At 34.7% G+C, this 19671-nt stretch carries 14 protein-coding genes and 1 pseudogene; 11 read left to right on the top strand and 4 right to left on the bottom strand.

Translation table 11 applies throughout. The features are described from left to right. Positions 1-13 precede the first annotated feature (13 nt). Positions 14-1042: a cohesin domain-containing protein gene (locus tag NBE98_RS03300; protein ID WP_250812572.1), complete on the top strand. Its 1029-nt coding sequence runs from the start codon at positions 14-16 to the stop codon at positions 1040-1042. Between the two features lie 19 nt (positions 1043-1061). Continuing rightward, a complete protein-coding gene (locus NBE98_RS03295; protein WP_250812570.1) occupies positions 1062-3188 on the top strand; it encodes a S8 family serine peptidase in 2127 nt (708 codons plus the stop codon). Between the two features lie 71 nt (positions 3189-3259). Here NBE98_RS03295 and NBE98_RS03290 read toward each other — a convergent pair whose 3' ends face one another. Beyond that, positions 3260-5404 (bottom strand): hypothetical protein, encoded by a 2145-nt coding sequence (locus NBE98_RS03290; RefSeq protein ID WP_250812568.1) that lies wholly within the window; start codon positions 5402-5404, stop codon positions 3260-3262. A gap of 183 nt (positions 5405-5587) precedes the next feature. On the opposite strand from NBE98_RS03290, the gene NBE98_RS03285 reads away from it, so the two are divergent. Both NBE98_RS03285 and NBE98_RS03280 read left to right on the top strand, forming a co-directional pair. Next, the gene (locus NBE98_RS03285; protein ID WP_250812567.1) at positions 5588-6559 is read left to right on the top strand and encodes an NTP transferase domain-containing protein; all 972 of its coding nucleotides are present in this window, start codon (positions 5588-5590) and stop codon (positions 6557-6559) included. Positions 6560-6580: 21 nt separating this feature from the next. Beyond that, a complete protein-coding gene (locus NBE98_RS03280) occupies positions 6581-8395 on the top strand; it encodes an aminotransferase class I/II-fold pyridoxal phosphate-dependent enzyme (protein ID WP_250812564.1) in 1815 nt (604 codons plus the stop codon). Positions 8396-8919: 524 nt separating this feature from the next. On the opposite strand, the gene NBE98_RS03275 is transcribed toward NBE98_RS03280, so the two are convergent. Beyond that, a complete protein-coding gene (locus tag NBE98_RS03275) occupies positions 8920-11493 on the bottom strand; it encodes an FAD-dependent oxidoreductase (RefSeq protein WP_250812562.1) in 2574 nt (857 codons plus the stop codon). Positions 11494-11841: 348 nt separating this feature from the next. Here NBE98_RS03275 and NBE98_RS03270 point away from each other — a divergent pair, with 348 nt between their 5' ends. The 7 genes and pseudogenes from NBE98_RS03270 to NBE98_RS03240 all read left to right on the top strand — a co-directional run. Then, positions 11842-12918, top strand: coding sequence for a glycosyltransferase (locus tag NBE98_RS03270; RefSeq protein WP_250812558.1), 1077 nt, complete (start codon positions 11842-11844; stop codon positions 12916-12918). Next, positions 12908-13999, top strand: coding sequence for a UDP-galactopyranose mutase (glf, locus tag NBE98_RS03265; RefSeq protein ID WP_250812557.1), 1092 nt, complete (start codon positions 12908-12910; stop codon positions 13997-13999). Before NBE98_RS03270 ends, glf begins: the two co-directional genes overlap by 11 nt. Next, on the top strand, positions 13983-15440 hold the full coding sequence (locus NBE98_RS03260; RefSeq protein ID WP_250812554.1) for an oligosaccharide flippase family protein: 1458 nt from the start codon (positions 13983-13985) through the stop codon (positions 15438-15440). The genes glf and NBE98_RS03260 overlap by 17 nt, the downstream gene beginning before the upstream one ends. A 404-nt stretch (positions 15441-15844) precedes the next feature. Then, positions 15845-16174, top strand: coding sequence for a hypothetical protein (locus NBE98_RS03255; RefSeq protein ID WP_250812549.1), 330 nt, complete (start codon positions 15845-15847; stop codon positions 16172-16174). A 319-nt stretch (positions 16175-16493) separates the two neighbouring features. Continuing rightward, positions 16494-16937, top strand: coding sequence for an NUDIX hydrolase (locus NBE98_RS03250; RefSeq protein WP_250812546.1), 444 nt, complete (start codon positions 16494-16496; stop codon positions 16935-16937). Between the two features lie 110 nt (positions 16938-17047). Beyond that, entirely contained in the window at positions 17048-17491 is a 444-nt protein-coding gene (locus tag NBE98_RS03245) for a GNAT family N-acetyltransferase (RefSeq protein ID WP_250812544.1), read from the top strand. Between the two features lie 249 nt (positions 17492-17740). After that, positions 17741-18133, top strand: a pseudogene (locus NBE98_RS03240) (tyrosine-type recombinase/integrase); the annotation flags it as partial. Between the two features lie 212 nt (positions 18134-18345). On the opposite strand, the gene NBE98_RS03235 reads toward NBE98_RS03240, so the two are convergent. Then, positions 18346-18687 carry a cupin domain-containing protein gene (locus tag NBE98_RS03235; RefSeq protein WP_250812538.1) on the bottom strand — a complete coding sequence of 114 codons (342 nt, stop codon included), beginning with the start codon at positions 18685-18687 and terminating at the stop codon, positions 18346-18348. 93 nt (positions 18688-18780) lie between these two features. Further along, the gene (locus NBE98_RS03230) at positions 18781-19668 is read right to left on the bottom strand and encodes a polysaccharide deacetylase family protein (RefSeq protein ID WP_250812534.1); all 888 of its coding nucleotides are present in this window, start codon (positions 19666-19668) and stop codon (positions 18781-18783) included. Positions 19669-19671: the final 3 nt, after the last annotated feature.

Genomic DNA, 19671 nt, shown 5'->3' with positions numbered 1-19671 from the left:
CGAGGGTCATTTTATGATAAATAAAAAAAGTATTATGGCAGGGATTATGGGGCTTTTTATGTTTGCAGGCTCAAAGGTATATGCCGCTTCAACTCCTGATGTGCAAGCTGTTGTGAACGGGAAAATAGAAAAAGGTGAAAATATTCAAATACTTATTAATGTAAAAAACATAGACAGCCTATATGCTGGTGATATGGAGTTTAAATATGACAATACAGTGCTTAAAGTTAAGAGCATTGAGCTTGGAGATTTAATAACCAAGCCTGGGGTTTCAAAGTTTGATGCTATTAAAAGAATCAGTGAGCAAAATGGAACTGCTAGGTATGCTTTTAGCTGTACAGGACAAATTGATGGCTTTTCGGGCAGTGGAACTTTTGTGAAGATTAATGCAGAGGTTTTAAAGAAAGACGATAAGTTTTTTATAAATAGCAAACCGTTTTTGAAGGCTTTTGACAATGATTACAACCTTAAGCTTCAGCTTTGTGATAAGGACATAAAGGAGCTTGAGTATAAATTTATACCATACGGTGTTTCAGCGCCTTCAGCTCCAGATAGCAATACTGGAAATTCTGGTTCAAGTGGCAGCGGTTCAGATAATAACTCTGGCGGTACTAACCCTGGAAGCAATGATTCCAGCAGCAATACTTCTGGCTCTGCAAGCCCAGGCACTTCAAATTCGGGCAATACAGCTAACGGAGATTCAGGCAGCAATGTAAGCCAGAATGCTGGAGGCAGCGATAATTCAAATGCAAACGGTAATAACTCAGGTAATGATAAAACAAACAATGACACTAATAAAGACACAGCAGTTAATACTGCAAATGGAAGTACAGACAATAAGTCAAACAGTGCTGCAAATGTTGAGAAACCAGAGGCAAAGACTGAAGTTGATAAACAGCAAACCGAAAGTTCAGCTTCTAAAAATAAGAATACAGGTACAATAGCAATATCCATAGTCTGCCTTGCAGCAGCTGGAGCAGGCGCATATTACTTTATAAGAAAGAAAAATAGAAATAAGGATAATAATTCGGCAGCCTTATAAATATATTAGGGGGAAGTATATGGGGAAAAGGAAAAAACTTTTTGCAGCAGTGCTGGGCGTAATGCTTATAATGTCTCAAACTATGATTTCCAGGGCTGAGGGTACAGAAGTACGCAAGGAGCCTAGTAAATCAAAAAAGAAATATGTAGAAGGACAAATTCTTGTAAAGTTTAAGTCTGGCGTAAGCTTGGAAGAAAATATAAACACAATGTCTAACAAATATTATTTTAAGAAAGTGGGCAGTATAAATTCTCTAAAAATACAGGCTTTTAACATACCTAAGAATACAAATCTTGAAAATATCATCAATAAGCTTAAACTTGAGAAAAATATAGAATTTGCCCAGCCTAACTATATATATTATCCTGATAGTTTTTCTACTGACCCAAGAGCTTCAGAGCTTTGGGGGCTTGAAAATAATGGACAAGGCATAAATGGAAGAGCTGGAGTAAGCGGCGTAGACTTAGACATAACAAAAGCCTGGACTCAAACTAAAGGTAGTGAGTCAGTTGTTGTTGGAGTAATTGATACAGGCATTGATATAAACCATCCAGATTTAAAAGACAGAATATGGACTAATACTGGTGAAGTGCCTGGAAATGGTATTGATGATGATGGAAATGGCTATATAGATGACGTTAACGGATGGGATTTTTATAATAATGATAATAGTGTGTATGATGTAAAAGATGGGGACAAGCATGGTACACATGTAGCTGGAACTATTGCTGCAAGCTTGAATAACGTTGGAGTAGTTGGAGTTGCTCCAAAGGTGAAAATTATGCCTTTAAAATTTCTTGGACCCTTTGGTGGTTCAACTTTTGATGCAGTTAAGGCAATAAGCTATGCAAAAAATAAGGGAGTTAAGGTTTTAAACAACAGTTGGGGAGGCAGTGGTTATGACTACCTCTTAAAAGATGCCATAGATAGCTGTAACGCTTTATTTGTTGCTGCAGCTGGAAACGAAGAAAATAATAATGATGTAACTCCTTCTTATCCAGCCTCTTATAGCAGCAGCAATATACTATCAGTAGCGGCAATTGATAATAGAGGTAATCTTGCAAGCTTTTCTAACTTTGGGGCCACTTCAGTTGACGTTGCAGCACCTGGGGTTAATATATTAAGTACTATTCCAAAACCAGCTGAGCTTGGTTGTGCGGTAAAATATCAAAGTTCTGATTATAAAGCTTTTACTCAAGGCATAAGTATGCTTAATGTGAATGCAAGTCAAAGAGATGGCCTTATTAAAAAGGTTATGGATTTTTTTGGTGCAAATGAAAATAGTAAAATCTTATTGGTAGAAGATAATGGGCAATGGGATAATACTGCTGTAGAAAATATATATCAAACCAGCCTCTCTAATTTAGGCTTTAAAAATATAACAAAGTACCCGGTAGAATTAGCACAAGATGGGCCTGATATAGCTGCTTTAGCAAGCTACGATGTAGTTATTTGGGATACCGGTGACTCTGAATATTGGACTATTACTGAAGCTGATAAGGTTAATTTATCAGAGTATCTTAAAGGTGGAAAAGGACTCTATCTTTTAGGGAATACATTAGTTGAAGGCTTATTAAACCAGGATTTCACAAGAAACTATCTTCATATTAAATACCTGTTTAACGACGATAATGTAAAACAGCTAAAGGGTATTTCAGGAAATGAATTTGACGGCATGACAATTGAAGTTAGCAATAACTATGTGGACAGAATTGAGCCTATAGATGAAACTGCAAAACTGGTGTTAAATTATTCTGGAGACAGCGATTACAATAGTTCCTATCAATACCTGCACGGAACTTCCATGGCGACACCCCATGTAACTGGAGTTGCAGCTTTGCTAGCCAGCAAGGGAATTAATGATCCGATAACAATACGGGACAAAATTATTTCAGGAACCGTTAGTCTTTCTGGTGTGAACGGATATGTAGCAACTAATGGAATGGTGAATGCGTACAATTCTTTAAGACTTGTTAAAGACTATAATAACGATAAGGTTATTGACATATCAGATTTAGCTGCAGTATCCAGACGTTACAATGTGAATATAGCAAATAGTGCAGCAGACAAGGTTTATGATTTGAATGAAGATGGAGTTGTAGATGTTTTTGATTTAGTATCAGTTTCTAAGGATTTTAATAGGTAAAGCTTGAAGTTTATTTTAAAATAAAAACAAGGCGGTTAATAATTTTAACCGCCTTGTTTTTTCTATTTTAACTAGTTTAGATTTTTAGAAATAGTAACTAAATCATAAATATCAATAATATCATCATAATTTAGGTCAATTGATACATCAAAGTTTTCGTTGCCTTTATTAGCATTATAGGATTTTGCTGCAAAGGCAAGATCTTTTATATCTACTAAGGCATCACAATTAGTATCTCCAGCCTTAGGTATAATATAGTACAGGCTGTTATTGTTAAGCAAATAAAGAACTCCTGTATTTGAGAAAAATTTTACGTCATACTCTCCTTCAGGAATAAACTTAAGGTAGATGTCTCTAGTTAAATCATATATCCCCCGCTTACTTGAAACAAAGGTATTTGTACTGTTTCTAGCGTAAATTGCTTCAGGAAATATGGAAGTATTAATGGATAGATCGTCCAGATTGAAGATGCAGCCTTTAGATATTAATATGTTTTCATCCTCAACTAGAAGTATAGGTGTATTTAAAGGGTCCCTTTGAAAGTTTACATTATTACCTTCTGACAACTGAATAAGGCTTGTATCAGTAATTTGATACTTTGTCATATAGGAATTTGCACTTCCAGCATTCCATCCATATTGATACCAGGTATACAAGTACTTTCCGTCACTAGAAAAAGCTAATCCTCCTACCCCTTCCAGCTCAGGACAGGAACTTAATCTTTCGAGAGTAGAAGAGTTGAACACTAATAGTTTAGGAGCCCATTCACCTGTGAGTATATACAGTTTATCGCCTTTTTGATAAATTTTTTTATTGGCATAGTCTGCGTAATTCATAGGAGTACTATATTTTACTGATTGCACGGTATAGTCTTTTAAATCGACTACGGTTATTAAGTAATTTGAGTCATTATTTGCAATGTATAGCTTGGTATAATCCTCTGAAAGAGAAATAGCAGAGGGCTTGTAGGGCAATTTAATTGTTTTTTCTACTGAATTGCCGCTTAAATTTAATACAAATAAATTATTTAAGCCAGTATCAATAGAGTAAGCCTTATTGCGGCTTGAATCATAAACTGTGTCTATTACCGTTCCATACATTTTTATGCCATCGTCTTTATCTGCTATTATTGGCTTCATAGATGAAACAGGGATGGTTTCAACAGAATAAGAATTATTAGAGTTTGTAACTGCTACTAAGTTATTGTCTCTATAAAATAAGTACTCACACTCTGCTGAGGTATCTATAGTTCCTTTAATAGTGAAGGTTTCATAATTGTACACATTAATTAGGTTCTTATCTAAAGCCGCTGTAAAAAATAAATTAGAAGTCAAATCAAAAGCAGCATCATTAAATTTACTATTTAAGTTAAGAACAAACTTCATATCTGATTCCTTGACAGGAGAACTGCTAAATATTGTTCCAGCACCATTTAAAATATACTTGCCGTCTGGAGAAATCTTAAATACAGTGCTCATCTCGTAATCGCCGTGGTAAGGTGAATCGTAGCCTTCACCAAATACTCCGCTGTCATTAAATGTATTAACTGAGATGTCTCTTGGTGAAATAGCAGTGGTTATAGTGTAGAGCTTGTTCAAGGTTGGGTGCATAAGTGCTAAATTGCTCATGTACGCAGTAATAGAGGATATTTCTGTAATATAGCCTAAGGTTGAAGGTTGTGTAGGGCTGCTGGAATAACTTTTAATTTTATTCCATTGATTTGAGCCAGGGGTGAGATAAATATAGCCATTTTTATCTACTGCGATATCGTAGGGGTCAAAGTTCATTTTTAGAAGCTGAGTTTGTGTAAAGGTATCTAAATTAATTATGGCAACAGCGCCTTTTTCTGGTGTTTCAGAATAGTATTGATGCCCAGTAATTAAAAGTGTTACATAAAGTTGGTTATTGAAAATGACCATTCTTTCAGGCTTTAAATCAAATTGAATGAAAGTAGTTTGCCTTGTTAGATAGTTAATTGAATATAAGCGTTTTCTTCCGCTGTCTGTAAGATATATTATTGGTTTAGTTAAATCAATGACCGAATCACTTGGAACAAAATCTAAAGCTATTGGTTGATAGTTTTGGGTATTTTGAGTCGATAGGCTTTTTATAGATGCGTTTTTTAAAGTTATAGGACTTTCAGCATTAATACTAGTTGTATTAATGAAAATAAAAACAAAAAATAAGAACAAGGATAAAAATCTCTTTATGTGCAAAAGTATCTCCCCCATTTGTAAACTTATAATTCATTATAGCATGTATCACGTTTACGATTAAGAAGAAGATGTTTTTTATTGCTTTTTTAATAATCAGTGGTACAATTGAAATATATTCAATAAATGAACATCAGATTTTCAACGAAATTTTATATAGGATTTGCTCATGAAGGAGGTGCTTAAATGATATCTAAAGAGCTTAAGGTATTGGAAATACTTAATAAGGACAGCTCCAGCACTCAAAGGGATATTGCAGAAAAAGCAGATATATCCGTTGGAAACGTAAATTATATAATAAAGAAGCTTTTTGAAGGCGAACTGATAAAAATTCAAAAGATATCGAGAAAGTCTTACTATATGGTTACTGATAAAGGTATAGAGGCTTTAGAGGAACACCTAAAAACTTCTATTGATAAAAAAATCATAATACCTCAGGGAGAGGGAAGAAGGGTAAATCAGGCAGTTATACTTGCAGCTGGTCAGAGAGCAGGTTTTGACATGCCTGTTGGATTTTTGAAGCTTGGAGATACAACTGTAATTGAAAGAACTATTAATATATTAAAAAAGCAAGGAATAGGAAAGATTATTATAATTACAGGCTATGAAAGCAACTACTACAAGGAGCTTGCTGAGCGCTATGAGGTACAGCTTGTTAATAATGAAAAATATAAATATTCCGGAACAATGTATTCTTTGGCTTTAGTTGAGGAACTTGTAGACGAGGATTTTATTTTAATAGAAAGCGATTTGATTTTTGAAGAAAAAGCTATAGCTGAAATTATTGGTAATGAAAACAGAGATTGTGTGCTTATAACTTCTGAAAGCGGTTCAGGTGACGAGGTGTTGGTTGAAATACGAAATGGATTTTTATTTAAAATTTCAAAGGATATTCATGCCTTTAGCAATATAGAAGGTGAAATGATAGGAATAACTAAGATATCCATAGATATTTACAATAAGATGCTTGAGGATTTCAGAGGCAGCAATAATGCTTACCAGAATTATGAATATGTTCTTTTAGATGTAGCCAGGACTTATAATATAGGCTATGTAAAACTTGAAGATTTGATATGGACAGAAATCGATACTACTAGAGATTATAAAAATTTAACTAATTATGTATATCCAATTTTAAAAGAAAAAGAGAAAAGCTAGTACAGGAGGCACAGAGATAAAATGCAGGCACTAATTTTAGCAGCTGGTATGGGAAGAAGACTAGGAAAACATACAAAAGGCCAGACAAAATGTATGGTTAAGGTAAATGGAAAGACTCTTATTGAACATTCTTTAGATGCACTAAAGGATGCTGGAATAACAAAGGTTGTTATGGTTATAGGCTATGAGGGTGAAAAGCTTAGAGAGTTTATAAATGAAAGATATAGTGATATAAATATAAAATATGTTGTTAACGACAGCTACTATAGAACAAACAATATATATTCCTTGTGGCTTGCCAGAGAGCAGCTTACCGATGAGGATACTATACTTTTAGAGAGCGATTTAATTTATGATGCAGAAATATTAAAAAATATTATCGCTGATCCAGATGATAATTTGGCTGTTGTAGCTAAATACGAGTCCTGGATGGACGGTACTGTTACTGTTTTAAACGAGGAAGGCAGCATAATAAACTTTATTCCAAAGTCTGCTTTTAAATGGCATAAGCGTGACAACTATTATAAAACAGTAAATATATATAAGTTTTCAAAGGAATTTTCAACAAATTGTTATGTTCCATTTTTAGAAGCCTATATTAAGGCTTTAGGTGAGAATGAATACTACGAACAGGTTTTAAGGGTTATGACTTATATAGATAATATTAATCTTAAGGCCTATAGGCTTACAGATGAAAAATGGTATGAAATTGATGATATTCAAGATTTAGATATTGCTGAAGCTCTTTTTGCAGACTCAGAGTCAGAGTTAGGCTTATATCAAAGAAGATACGGAGGTTACTGGCGTTTCCCAAAGCTTAAGGACTTTTGCTATCTAGTAAACCCATACTTTCCTAATGAAGAAATGCTTAACGAGTTAAAGTCCAATTTTGATGTGCTAATTTCTGAATATCCTTCAGGACTTAATGTGCAAAACCTATTGGCATCTAAAATGTTTGGCTGCGATACTTCTGAAATTCTAGTTGGAAATGGAGCTGCAGAGCTTATTAGAGGATTAATGAAGTCAATTGACGGGGAAATAGGTGTAATATTCCCAACCTTTAATGAGTATCCAGAAAGCGCTGGTTATGATAGGGTAAAGCAGTTTATTCCGTCAAATCCTGACTTTAAATACGATGTTGAAGAATTAAAGGAATTTGCTCAAGGGGTTAAGGCGCTGCTTCTAATAAATCCAGATAATCCAAGCGGACACTTCTTAAAGGAAGCAGAGGTTAAGGAGCTGCTGGACTATTTGAAAGAGCAAAATATATATCTAATCTATGATGAATCCTTTGTAGATTTTGCTGGAGAGGATTGCAGATATTCTCTTATAGATTCAGAATTATTGCAGCAGTATAAGAATTTAATTGTTATAAAGAGCATTAGCAAGAGCTATGGAGTTCCTGGAATAAGATTAGGAGTTTTAGCAAGCGGCAATGAGAATATAATTAAAAAGGTAAGAAGTGAAATATCAATCTGGAATATAAATTCCTTTGGCGAGTATTTCCTACAGATTATTGGAAAATATCAAGGAGCTTATTTAAAGGGCTGCAATAAAATTGCTGCTGAAAGAGATAGATTCTTTAACGAGCTTTCAAAAATTGATTATTTAAGAGTTATACCTTCTAAGGCAAACTATTTCCTATGCGAGGTAACTGGAAAGTTCACTGCTAGAGAGCTTACACAGGTTCTTCTTAATAAATATAGAGTATTTATTAAAGACTGTTCAGGCAAAATAGCCTTTGAAAACAAGCAGTATATAAGAATTGCAGTCAGAGACTTTGCTGACAACAACTTTATACTCGAAAAGCTAAAAGAGCTAGGTTCACTAGAATAGGTAAAGCTGCTGTTCTAGTTTAGTCTCTAATCTCCGCGAGGATGTATAAAATATGCTTCATGAGCGGTTCGCTGCACATGAAGTTCTAAGGCTCGGAGTAAGCATAAATCCAAGTGTTTTCGTGAAACTCGTACCTCAAACAAACGAACAACACTAAGGTTTTATGCTTACTCCTTCGCCAAGAACTTCTAGTTGTTTGCTCAATGCTCATCTCAGATATTTTATACATTCTCGCTTGGTTAGGTCTTAACCAGTACAATAGGTTAAATTATGATGAAAGCAGCGCAAATATAAAAAATATGGTTTTTGAGCATTTAGTGAGCAGTTAGAAGATCTTAGCGAAAGAAAAGCCACAAACTTTAGTGTTGTTCGTTTGTTTGAAGCAAAGCGAGTTTTACGAAAACACTTAGTTTGTGGCTTTTCTGAGCTTAGAACTTCTTGCACAGCGGTAAGCTCGAAAACCATATTTTTTAATATTGGAGCGGTAATTTCAGCATAAATTTTGTATTGATACAGACTTTTTACTAAGCTAGAATATCTTCTTTTAAGACGTCTGCCATGAGCTTGTTGGCTTGGATGGATTTTAGAAGCTTGATGGATTTTTTAGTGTCACCCATTAGTATGCCGCCTACTAGCTTCTTGTCTTTGAAGAATAGCTTTTTGTAAATCTTCTTATCAGGATTTGCAGAGGATAATACCTCAACTCCGGCTTCTAGCTTAACTTCACCCACACTGAAGATGTGTGAGTTTATAGCATTGAATACTATTGAGTTTACAAAATCCTTAAATTCTGCCTCGTCTCCAACTGCATTAGCACCTGCAACCTTGCCCATTTCAGTAGCTGCTGGCCAGTTGCCATAGATTCTGCCGTTAAGCTCAACATTATCACCGCAGGCATAAATATTTTCTATATTTGTCTGCATTTTTTCATTTACAATAATACCTTTGTTAACTTCTATACCGGATTCTTTAGCAAGGCATACATTTGGTCTTATTCCAACTGAGAATAGTACTAAATCAGCCTCTATAGTTTTTCCGCTCTTTAGCTTAAGTCCATTTACTGAACCTTCGCCAAGAACCTCACCAGCGCACTCTCCAGTTAAAATGTTTATACCTGCTTCGGCAACTGTCTTTTCAAACAATTCTGAGCCTTCCTTATCTAATTGAAGGGATAGAAGGTTTGGAACAAGCTCAACTACGGATACGTTCATGCCCGCATTTTTCATTTCCCAAGCTGCTTCAAGTCCTAGAAGTCCGCCGCCTACTACAACTGCATTTTTAGCATGTTTCATTTCTTCTTTAATCTTTTTACCATCTTCTAAATCTCTTAGTACATATACACCTTTCTTCTCATAGCCTTTAATAGGAGGAAGGAAGTTGCTTGCACCAGTTGCAAGTATTAGCTTGTCGTAGGATAATTCTGTGCCGTTATCTAAAGAAACTGTATTTTTATCTTTATTTATTTTTTCTACTCTAACGCCAAGTGTAACCTTTATATTGTTCTTAGCATAGTAATCTTCAGGTGCAACAAAGAATCTCTTGTCCGCTATATCCTTACTTATATAATCTGACAGCTGTGGTTTATAATAGGTCAGCACTTTTTCGCTGGATACCATATTAATATCAGCCTCGGCATTTCTCTTTCTTATGGAGTCAGCAGCATAATAACCAGCTGCACCGTTTCCTATTATTAAATATTTTTCTTTCTTGCTTTGCTTGAATTCTACTTCTTCCTTTTTAACTTCTACAAATTGTTCCTTGGTAGCGCCGCAAGCTGGGCAAACCTCAGGAGCCTTTTCACTTTCAAATTCTTCACCGCAAACTATGCATTTCCAAATCTTTAAATTGGATTTTCTTAAAGTCTTAACGCCTTTGCTTATGTTTTCTTTAATCTTTTCTGCTACTGTTTCACCAAACTTATAGGCTTGCTGTAATTCATCTTCGTTTGGCTTAAAGTTTATTTTTAGTCCAGGGGTTACAAGCTTCATTCTTAAAGCCTTTAATCTTGCTTCAATGTTTGGTACAGCTTCACCGCTCCAGCCAAAGGAACCAAAGGCCGCTGCAACCTTGCCGCCGTGAACTAGAGGATTCATTTTAATGAGAATATCTAAAATTGGATAAAGTGCATCACCATTTATTGTTGGTGAACCAAAAAGTACTGCATCTGCCCAGTAAATTTTGTCGAGAATTTCTTCCTGTTTATGCTCTATAACATTGTAAGGTTCAATTATAGCATCCTCAATCTTCGACTTTATTCCCTGGGAAATGCTATTGGCTAATTGCTCTGTAAAACCGTAAGCTGACACATAAGGTATAACAACTCTTGTTTTTCCGTCAGCAGGTGCATCTTCTGTGCTCCATTTTCTGTAGATTTCTCTGTAAAAGTCGATATTTCCTCTTAATATAGGACCATGTCCTGTGCAGATAGTGTCTATTTCCAAATCCTTAATTTTATCTAAGGCTTTTAGTACATATGGCTTAAAAGGTCCCATTATGCAGTCATAGTAGTACTTTAAGGCATCCATATACTCATTTTCTTTTTCCGCTGGAATCATATCTCTAAACATTTCGTCGAAGCAGTAGTGGCTTCCAAAGGAGTCGCAAGTCATCAGCACATGATCTTCTTCGACATAGGTGTAGATTGAATCTGGCCAATGCAAAAATGGTGCTTCGATAAATCTTAATGTTTTATCTCCAAGGCTTAAGGTATCACCATGCTTTACTATAACTTCCTGGAAAGGTCTGTTTGCAATTTGTCTTAAGAATCTGATTGCAGGAGCAGAACCAACTACCTTTGCATTTACAGCATAGTCTAAAAGCTTAGCAACTGAGCCTGCGTGGTCTGGTTCAGTGTGGTCTACAACTATATAAGCTATCTCTTCAAAATTAACATTGATAGATTTTAAACGTTCAAGATACTGTTCAAAAGTTTTTTCTTTAACAGTTTCAAAAATTGCAGTTTTCTCGCTGCCTTTAACAACATAGGAATTATAGGTTGTTCCATAGGGAGTGTACATTATTACATCGAATACTCTTAATTCCGGATCAAGAGAACCCACCCAATATATATCTTTTTTTACTTCTAAAGCTTTCATCATTTTTCATCCACCTCATTAAACTTCACTAAATTCTTATATAAATTGTTAAATAATAATCATTATTGTTAACTTAATTATAGTATATAAATCCGAGTAAATCAATAGGAAATAGAGCAATTAATATATATTGTTCAATATATATTATTATTACAAAAGTTAGCCTATTATATTTTAAAATTAATAATTTTAATTCACTTCCAGCTAATTTTTAATGGACGATTCAAAAGTTATCTTTAAGAATGGCTTATTTGTTTTACCAAATTGTATAAATTTTTGACAATATGTAAAAAATTCAAATGGGTTATTTATCGGTTTTCTACTTATATATACTATTTGGAGGCGAATTAAATGCACAAGTACATCTTAGAACCTCTTATTCCCAAGGCGCTTCATGCAGGAAGCAAGGCTAGAGAGGATATTAATTTTTTTCTACAGAACACGGATTATAAGCCAATTGTTTTTAAGGTAAATGATTCTCAAAAGTTTATTTTCAAGCTTAAAAACTATATGGCTTGTATCCTAAATCTAGACAGGATAATAAGCAGAATTGAATCAGATTCAATTGTGCTGCTTCAGTATCCTTACATATATAATTCCATGGTTTTAGAGTTTATACTTAGAAGGCTGAAGGGCAAGGGCGTAAAGGTTGTAGCGTTGGTACACGATATTGATTGTTTAAGATTTACTAGGGTACAGGAAGAGGTTGACAAGGAAATCAATTATTTAAATTCTTTTGATTCGGTTATTTCACATAACCCTTCAATGACTCAGTGGCTTAAGGAGCACGGCTTAAAAACAAGAGTTATAGATTTAGATGTATTTGATTACAGAATGAAAGAAGTGGAAAAGGCTATTGAGAGCAATACCCAAAACAATAAATCAATTGTGTTTGCGGGAAATCTTTCAGTTAATAAGGCTAAATTTTTATACAGCTTCAGTGATGAGCTTCTTAAGGACTGCAGCATGAATCTGTATGGAATAGAATTCGATCAGGATAATTTTAAGTGCAAAAATGCCAGCTATAAGGGTGCTTTTCAGCCAGATGAACTGCCAGGAATTATGGAGGGTAATTTTGGTTTGATATGGGATGGTACTGAGCTTAACACCTGCTCAGGACATTATGGTCAGTACATGAGGTACAACAATCCTCATAAGCTGTCTCTATATATAGCAGCTGGTATTCCAGTAGTAACCTGGAAGAACGCAGCTATAGCCAACTTTATTTCAAAAAACAAAATCGGTGTTTTAGTAGACAGCTTAACAGAAATGAGCGATGCTATTTCTGAAATAGGCAATGATAAGTATTTAGAAATAAAAGAAAATGTTCAAGACCTTCAAAAGAAGGTTACAAGCGGTCATTATGTACAAAGTGCCGTAAAAAGTATAGAAGAGAGTTTTAACAAGGGTGAAAATTATGCAATATAAATATGTAATAGTAGGTGCAGGCTTAGCAGGCCTTACTATAGCAGAAAGAATAGCCAGCGTATTTAATGAAAAGGTACTTGTAATAGAGAAAAAGAACCATATAGGTGGCAACTGTTATGACTCCTATAATGAGCATGGAATATTAGTGCACAATTATGGGCCACATATATTTCACACAAACTTAAAAGAAGTATGGGATTACCTAAGCAGCTTTACTGACTGGAGCTATTACCAGCATAGAGTTCTTACCTATGTGGATGGTCAGCTTATTCCAATGCCTATTACTACAGAAACTATAAATAAGCTTTATAATCTTAATCTTTCTAACTTTGAAATTGAAGAGTTTCTAAGCAAGCAGGCTGAGACGGTTGATGAAATAAATAACTCTGAGGACGTGGTTATTAGCAAGGCTGGCAAAGATATATACGAGAAGTTTTTTAAGAACTACACTAAAAAGCAGTGGGACGTTTACCCAAGCGAGCTTGATAAATCCGTTATTTCAAGAATTCCAGTAAGGTATACAAGAGATACAAGATACTTTACCAATAGGTATCAGGGTATGCCGAAGCTAGGCTATACAAATATGTTTTTAAAGATGAGCACTAATCCTAATATACATATTTTATTGAATACTGATTATAAAGAGGTTATTAACAGCATTCAATATGAAAAGCTTATATACACTGGTGCTGTGGACTATTTCTTTGATTATAAGTTTGGCAGACTTAAGTACAGAAGCTTGCGTTTTGAATATGAAACCGTGGATTGCGAAAGCTACCAAGAGGCTTCTGTTGTAAATTATCCTAATGATTATGATTTTACAAGAATAACCGAATTTAAAAAGCTGACAGGACAAAAATGTGATAAATCAACAATCATTAGGGAATACCCAACCTGGGATGGCGAGCCTTATTATCCATATCCAACAAAAGCCTGTGCTGATGAGTATTTAGTGTATAAAAGGGAATGCGAAAAGCTTAGCAATGTTGTTTTTGTAGGTCGTTTGGCTGAGTATAAGTATTATGATATGGATGCGGTAGTCAAGAGGGCTTTAGAGGTATTTAATGAGTATTGCAGCTAATTATATTTACAACGCCTTGTATCAGTTACTGCTGATGATTATCCCTTTTATCACTGTTCCATATGTATCTAGAGTACTTGGTGCTGAAGGGGTAGGGATAAACGCCTATACAAGTTCTATACTGCAGTATTTTGCTTTGTTTGGCTCCATTGGTATAGGGTTGTACGCAGGTAGAACAGTTGCTTATGTTAGAGACGATAGAAAAAAGCTGTCAAAGACCTTTTGGAGCATTTTTCTTCTGCAAGCAAGCTTATGTACAGTAGCTTTAATTGCATATTTGATATTTACTTTATTTTTTATAGAAAAGTATAAGCTTATCCAGTTGATTCAAGGACTAAACCTAATATCCATTGCTATAGATATAGGATGGTTATTTGTAGGTATAGAGGATTTTAAAAAGCTGGTAGTAAGAAGCGTAGTTTTAAGAATATTAGGAGTGGCGGCTATATTTATTTTTGTAAAGCAGCCCTCAGATTTATGGAAATATACTGCATTATCCTGCGTTTTTGGCGTTTTGGGGCAGGCAGTAATGTGGATTTATTTAAATCAAATAGTCGATAGCTATAAGGTCAGTTTTAGGGATGCTATAGGCCACTTTAAACCCTCCTTGGAATTATTTATTCCGCAAATTGCTATACAGATATATTTGGTTTTGAACAAAACCATGCTTGGAGTTATGGCAAATAAGCAGGAAGTAGGGTTTTATGAAAGCTCAGACAAAATAATTAAAATGACTTTAGCCCTTCTTACAGCTACTGGAGGAGTTATGCTGCCTAGGGTTGCAAACAGTTTTGCCAAAGGTGAGCTCAACAAGGTGGAGCACTATATATATACTACCTTAAGCTTTGTGGCTTATCTTGGAATTCCCATGATTTTCGGCTTGATAGGAATATCTAGTAAGTTTGTACCATGGTTTTTTGGAGGAGAGTTTACTAGGTGTATCTACTTAATAATAATTTTAAGTCCTATAATAATCTTAATATCACTAAGCAATGTATTAGGTTTTCAATATATGATTCCTACAGGGAAAACCAGAGAATTCACAATTTCTGTTTGTGTTGGTGCTGCTGTAAATCTTGCTTTGAACCTTATTTTAATCAGAAAATTTTACTCGATAGGGGCTGCAGCTGCAACGGTTGCCGCAGAAGCAGCAGTAACAGGCACGCAGATATATCTTCTTAGAAAAGAAATTAAAATGTTTGTGCTAAATAGAAAGCTAGTTAAATATTGTGCAGCTTCTCTTATTATGTTTGTACCTATATCAGTCTTAGGATACTTTTTAGAAGCTTCAGCCGCAACTACAGTTCTTCAAATTGTTGTTGGTATAACAGTATATATTGCAGCATTATTTTTCTTAAAGTCTGATATTAACAGCTATATATTTAAGCTTGCTTATAATAAGTTAAGAAAAACTTTAGTTAAAAAAGAAGCAGGGGTTTAAGTTATATATAATGCAAAAGTTCTAATACACTAGCAGTGTCCCAAAAATCCTTAAAACCTGGATATTTTGTGACATTGCTAGTGTAAGAACTTTATCGCATTATATATATAACTGGTTTACTTTAGAGGTGAAAAAACAAAAAATACAATAGTTTTTGAGTGTAAAATTACATTGATTTTTGCACTCTTTTATTTTGGATTAAATCAACGGTTTAGGGGTAATTTTTCACAGGTTTTTGCAACGCAAAAAACTCATGTAGTAAAATCTCTACAAGTGAAAAAATGCTTGTAAAAATGTATGGAAAAATCAATATATACATAATTATCCAACTTAGCTATAATTGAGTCAGAAGGCAATTGTAATCTAATACGATTTAAATGCAATTTTGATGGGGGAGAATAACAATGGGATTTACACTAATAACTTTAACACTTTGGGCATTATACACTTTTCTAATGAAGAGGAACTTGGGGAATGAATTTATGTTTTCTAAATCATTAATACCTTTAATTCTGATTTGTCTTATATCGACAATGTGTCTTGGTATAAACTATGTTGCTTCTGCTGTTCCAAGCCTTAATGATGGTATAGGAATACATAATTTTTGGGCAGGTTTGATTATAGGTGAGGATAGCTGGAGTGTGCAATTATTTAAAACTTATTTCAACCTTTCGGTTTATGCAAGTCTATTCTTGACCTTTATATATTCCATATCAGCACTACTAAAGAAATAGAAATAACTAATGGAGATATACCCTCAAGCAACAGCAATCTATACCTGCTAAAATGAATTCAATGAGCTTATTCTCTCGCAACAGAAAAAGTTAACAATTTAACTTTTTAACAATTTAACTTTTTTCTCTGCGAGGAATTTGTGCTGCGTAAAATATTTAAATGTGCCTGGCTATTAGATGCACTAAAAAATATTTTGAATTTTTTAAGTGGAGGCAGCAAATTAAGAAACAAAAAAATATGAGAGTAAAGATCACTACTTTAAATGAGTTGGATTGATTGCAAAATAACTATAAATTAATATAGAAAGAAGGAAGAAGTATGAGGGCACCGTATCAAGTTTTAGTTTTTCCTTATTATATGAGTGATAAGGGTATAGAATATGCCGTATTTCGCAGAAGTGATGCAAACTGGTGGCAAGCTATTTCTGGTGGTGGAGAGGATGGAGAAACGATAATTGAATCAGCTAAAAGAGAAGCCTGGGAAGAGGGGGGAATTTCTAAGGATTCATTGTACATAAAGTTAGATACAGTTAATTCAATCCCTGCTGAAGAATTTGCGGATAGTATCTATTGGGACAAAAATATATATGTTATACCTGAAAATTGTTATGGAGTTGAATTATTGGACAAACAATTAACACTTTCACACGAACATACAGAATACAAGTGGATGAATTATAATGATGCTATTACATATTTAAAATGGGACGGAAATAAAGTAGCACTATGGGAACTTAACAAAAGACTTAGCCAGAAGCTTTAATTTTTAATACCGAATATTCTTATATGGTTCGCTAAGTCTTCGAACAACTACCGAATCATCGTAAATTATGGTGTAATAAAGAAAATAACAAGTTGGGGGAGAGGTAAAGTATGGAGGAGTTAGTTTTATTAAAAGTTAATAAACATATTATTGGCGAGTGCGTGGATTTATTTCTAGATACATTCACAAAAGAACCATGGAACGATGTATACGAATCAAGAGAACAAGTAATGAACATTTTTAACAACCATTTTAATAACAACTATTTTGTAGGTTATGCAGCAATGTCAGGGGGTAAGGTAGTGGCTTTAAGCCTTGGTATGAAAAAGCCTTGGATAGCGGGGCTTGAATATTATATTGATGAATTTTGCGTAAGTTACAAAATGCAGAGAAAAGGTATTGGAAGTTGGTTTATAAAGGCAATTGAAGAGGATATTCGTGAGCAAGGAATGAATGGAATAATATTAATCACAAAGAAAGATTATCCATCGCAGAAGTTCTATGAAAAGAACGGATTTAAAGCTTTTGGTGAGTTAGTAGTTCTAGGTAAATAGTCTTTCATTCGTTATGTTTTAGCACGAACTGAACAATATTTATATTTTGAGGAGATCAATCATGCCTCCAATTGCTATTTAACTCCAGAATAGTTTTATAATTGAGCAAATAGCAGAGTAACTTCAGCTTAAAAATGAAATATCTGGCTATACTACGATAAAGCGAGTTTTGTGTGTCTATTTTATTGGGGAAATGGCAGTTCTTCCTAGGCCCAAGAAGAAAACAAACTTCCCAATGTACTTAGTTTTGAAGAAGTTAAAAGAATTTTAGATGCCCTTGACAATGAGAAGCATAGAACTATGATGTTTTTGATATATTCTGCAGGGCTTAGAGTAGGCGAAGTTGTAAGGCTGAAAATTCAAGATATAGACAGCGACAGAATGCTTATACATGTAATACAGGGCAAGGGAAGAAAAGACAGGTATACGCTTTTATCAGAAATTGCACTGGCACAGCTAAGAAAATACTACAGCCTGTATAAGCCTGAAACTTGGCTTTTTCCAGGTCATGATAAGAGGGAATTTCTAACCGAAAGGACAGTGGAGAGAATATTTGAAAAAGCTTGCCGCCTAGCTAAGATAAATGAAAAAGCAACAGTGCATACCTTNAAGCAGCTGAAATATATAAAATATGCTGTATGAGCATTTAGCGAAGCCTAGAAGGACTTAGCGAAAGAAAAGCCACAAACCTTAGTGTTGTTCGTTTGTTCGAAGCAAGGCTAGTTTTACGAAAACACTTGGTTTGTGGCCTTTCTGAGCTTAGATCTTCTTGCACAGCGGTCAGCTCACTAAGCATATTTTATATATTTCAGCGGTAATTTTATTCTAAACTATATTTTGAGACAGCCCCTTTTTTAATATTCTTTTGAATAAATAGTCGATGGATTAGGTGTAATAACAACAAAGCAGGATATATCCTTGTCTCCCGTATTGGTAAAACCAAATACTTCTTCACCCTTTAAATAGATAACATCTCCCTCTGAAAGCTTGTGAACATTTCCGTCAACAGTTGCTTCTCCCTCACCGGACAAGATGTAAAGTACTAGGTCGCTTTGCTCATGAGTATGTGCTGGAAGCCCCTGACCAGGCTTCATGTTTAAAACAAAGGCAAGCACCTTGTCTTCAACAAACAGCATTCTTTTTGTAAAAGTCTTATCTGAAAATGCAATTTTATCTGATATTTTTTCTAGCTTCATAATAAAGCCCTCCAAACTTAGTTAAATTTGTTATGGCTTTATTATGTACCAGAAACATAAATAAATATGTGATTATAATCAAATATAAAAAGATTATTTTAATTCATAAGCTGAGAGCTTTACAAACTTGAAGCCCTTTTGCTTAAGCTCAGGAATAACAAGCTTAATTCCCTCAAAGGTTTGCTTTTCGGGATGATTCATATGAAGAAGAATTATAGAGCCTGGCATTGCCTTTAAGCAGGACTCTCTTATTTGATTTTTGTTGTAGGTTGCACCTGCGTCACCTAAAACATTGTAGCCCACTACTTCTTGTCCAAGTTCCCTAACCAAGCTTACGGCAACCTCATCACCGTAGGCTGTTCCAGGTCTGAAAAAGCGAGGCTTTCTTCCGGTTAGCTTTTCTATTTTTTCAGTATTCAGCAAGACTTCCTCCATAATTTCTGCAGCATCTTTAGTGCCTTTTATTCCATATACAGATTTGCCATTCATAGACAAGGGCTTATGCTGGTAACCGTGGTTTTCTATTTCAAAAAGTGGATTAGAAGAAAGCTTCATGAAAGTATCTTTATTAGCATCAATCCACCTGTAGTTAATGAATAGGGTTGCAGGTATCTGCTGTTCAACAAGAAAGCTTATAAGCTCTTCGTCATAGCCGTTGCTGCCAGCACCACCACAGGCATCAAAGGTTAAGGCTATTACCTTATCTGTTGTGTTAAGGCTTATCTTAATTCCATCAACTCTTTCCCCCCACTGCTTAGGAGTTTTAGCTTTATATTTTTTAGCAAGGGAGTCAAGCGGAAGAGGCTTTACCTGCTCTTTTGGTTCTTCTGCTTCAATGGGCTTTACTTCTTTCTCAGTCAAGTTTACGTTATTATTACTGGAAGGAGGCTCTGCTTTCACAGGCTCAGCTTTATTAGAACATCCTGCCGCTAAAGCCATCACAGCAGCTAAAGAAATAGCTTTTATAAATTTACTTCGCATTTT

Origin of the sequence: Clostridium swellfunianum (assembly GCF_023656515.1) — a bacterium.
In the GTDB taxonomy this organism is placed as follows: Bacteria; Bacillota; Clostridia; order Clostridiales; family Clostridiaceae; genus Clostridium_AT; species Clostridium_AT swellfunianum.
This window is presented reverse-complemented; position numbering and strand designations above follow the sequence as displayed.

Coding starts and splice junctions, on each gene's coding strand:
- NBE98_RS03230 (WP_250812534.1), bottom strand. CDS start 19,668: ATGCGAAGTAAATTTATAAAAGCTATTTCTTTAGCTGCTGTGATGGCT.
- NBE98_RS03250 (WP_250812546.1), top strand. CDS start 16,494: ATGAGGGCACCGTATCAAGTTTTAGTTTTTCCTTATTATATGAGTGAT.
- glf (WP_250812557.1), top strand. CDS start 12,908: ATGCAATATAAATATGTAATAGTAGGTGCAGGCTTAGCAGGCCTTACT.
- NBE98_RS03300 (WP_250812572.1), top strand. CDS start 14: ATGATAAATAAAAAAAGTATTATGGCAGGGATTATGGGGCTTTTTATG.
- NBE98_RS03280 (WP_250812564.1), top strand. CDS start 6,581: ATGCAGGCACTAATTTTAGCAGCTGGTATGGGAAGAAGACTAGGAAAA.
- NBE98_RS03295 (WP_250812570.1), top strand. CDS start 1,062: ATGGGGAAAAGGAAAAAACTTTTTGCAGCAGTGCTGGGCGTAATGCTT.
- NBE98_RS03235 (WP_250812538.1), bottom strand. CDS start 18,687: ATGAAGCTAGAAAAAATATCAGATAAAATTGCATTTTCAGATAAGACT.
- NBE98_RS03285 (WP_250812567.1), top strand. CDS start 5,588: ATGATATCTAAAGAGCTTAAGGTATTGGAAATACTTAATAAGGACAGC.
- NBE98_RS03260 (WP_250812554.1), top strand. CDS start 13,983: ATGAGTATTGCAGCTAATTATATTTACAACGCCTTGTATCAGTTACTG.
- NBE98_RS03255 (WP_250812549.1), top strand. CDS start 15,845: ATGGGATTTACACTAATAACTTTAACACTTTGGGCATTATACACTTTT.
- NBE98_RS03245 (WP_250812544.1), top strand. CDS start 17,048: ATGGAGGAGTTAGTTTTATTAAAAGTTAATAAACATATTATTGGCGAG.
- NBE98_RS03275 (WP_250812562.1), bottom strand. CDS start 11,493: ATGATGAAAGCTTTAGAAGTAAAAAAAGATATATATTGGGTGGGTTCT.
- NBE98_RS03270 (WP_250812558.1), top strand. CDS start 11,842: ATGCACAAGTACATCTTAGAACCTCTTATTCCCAAGGCGCTTCATGCA.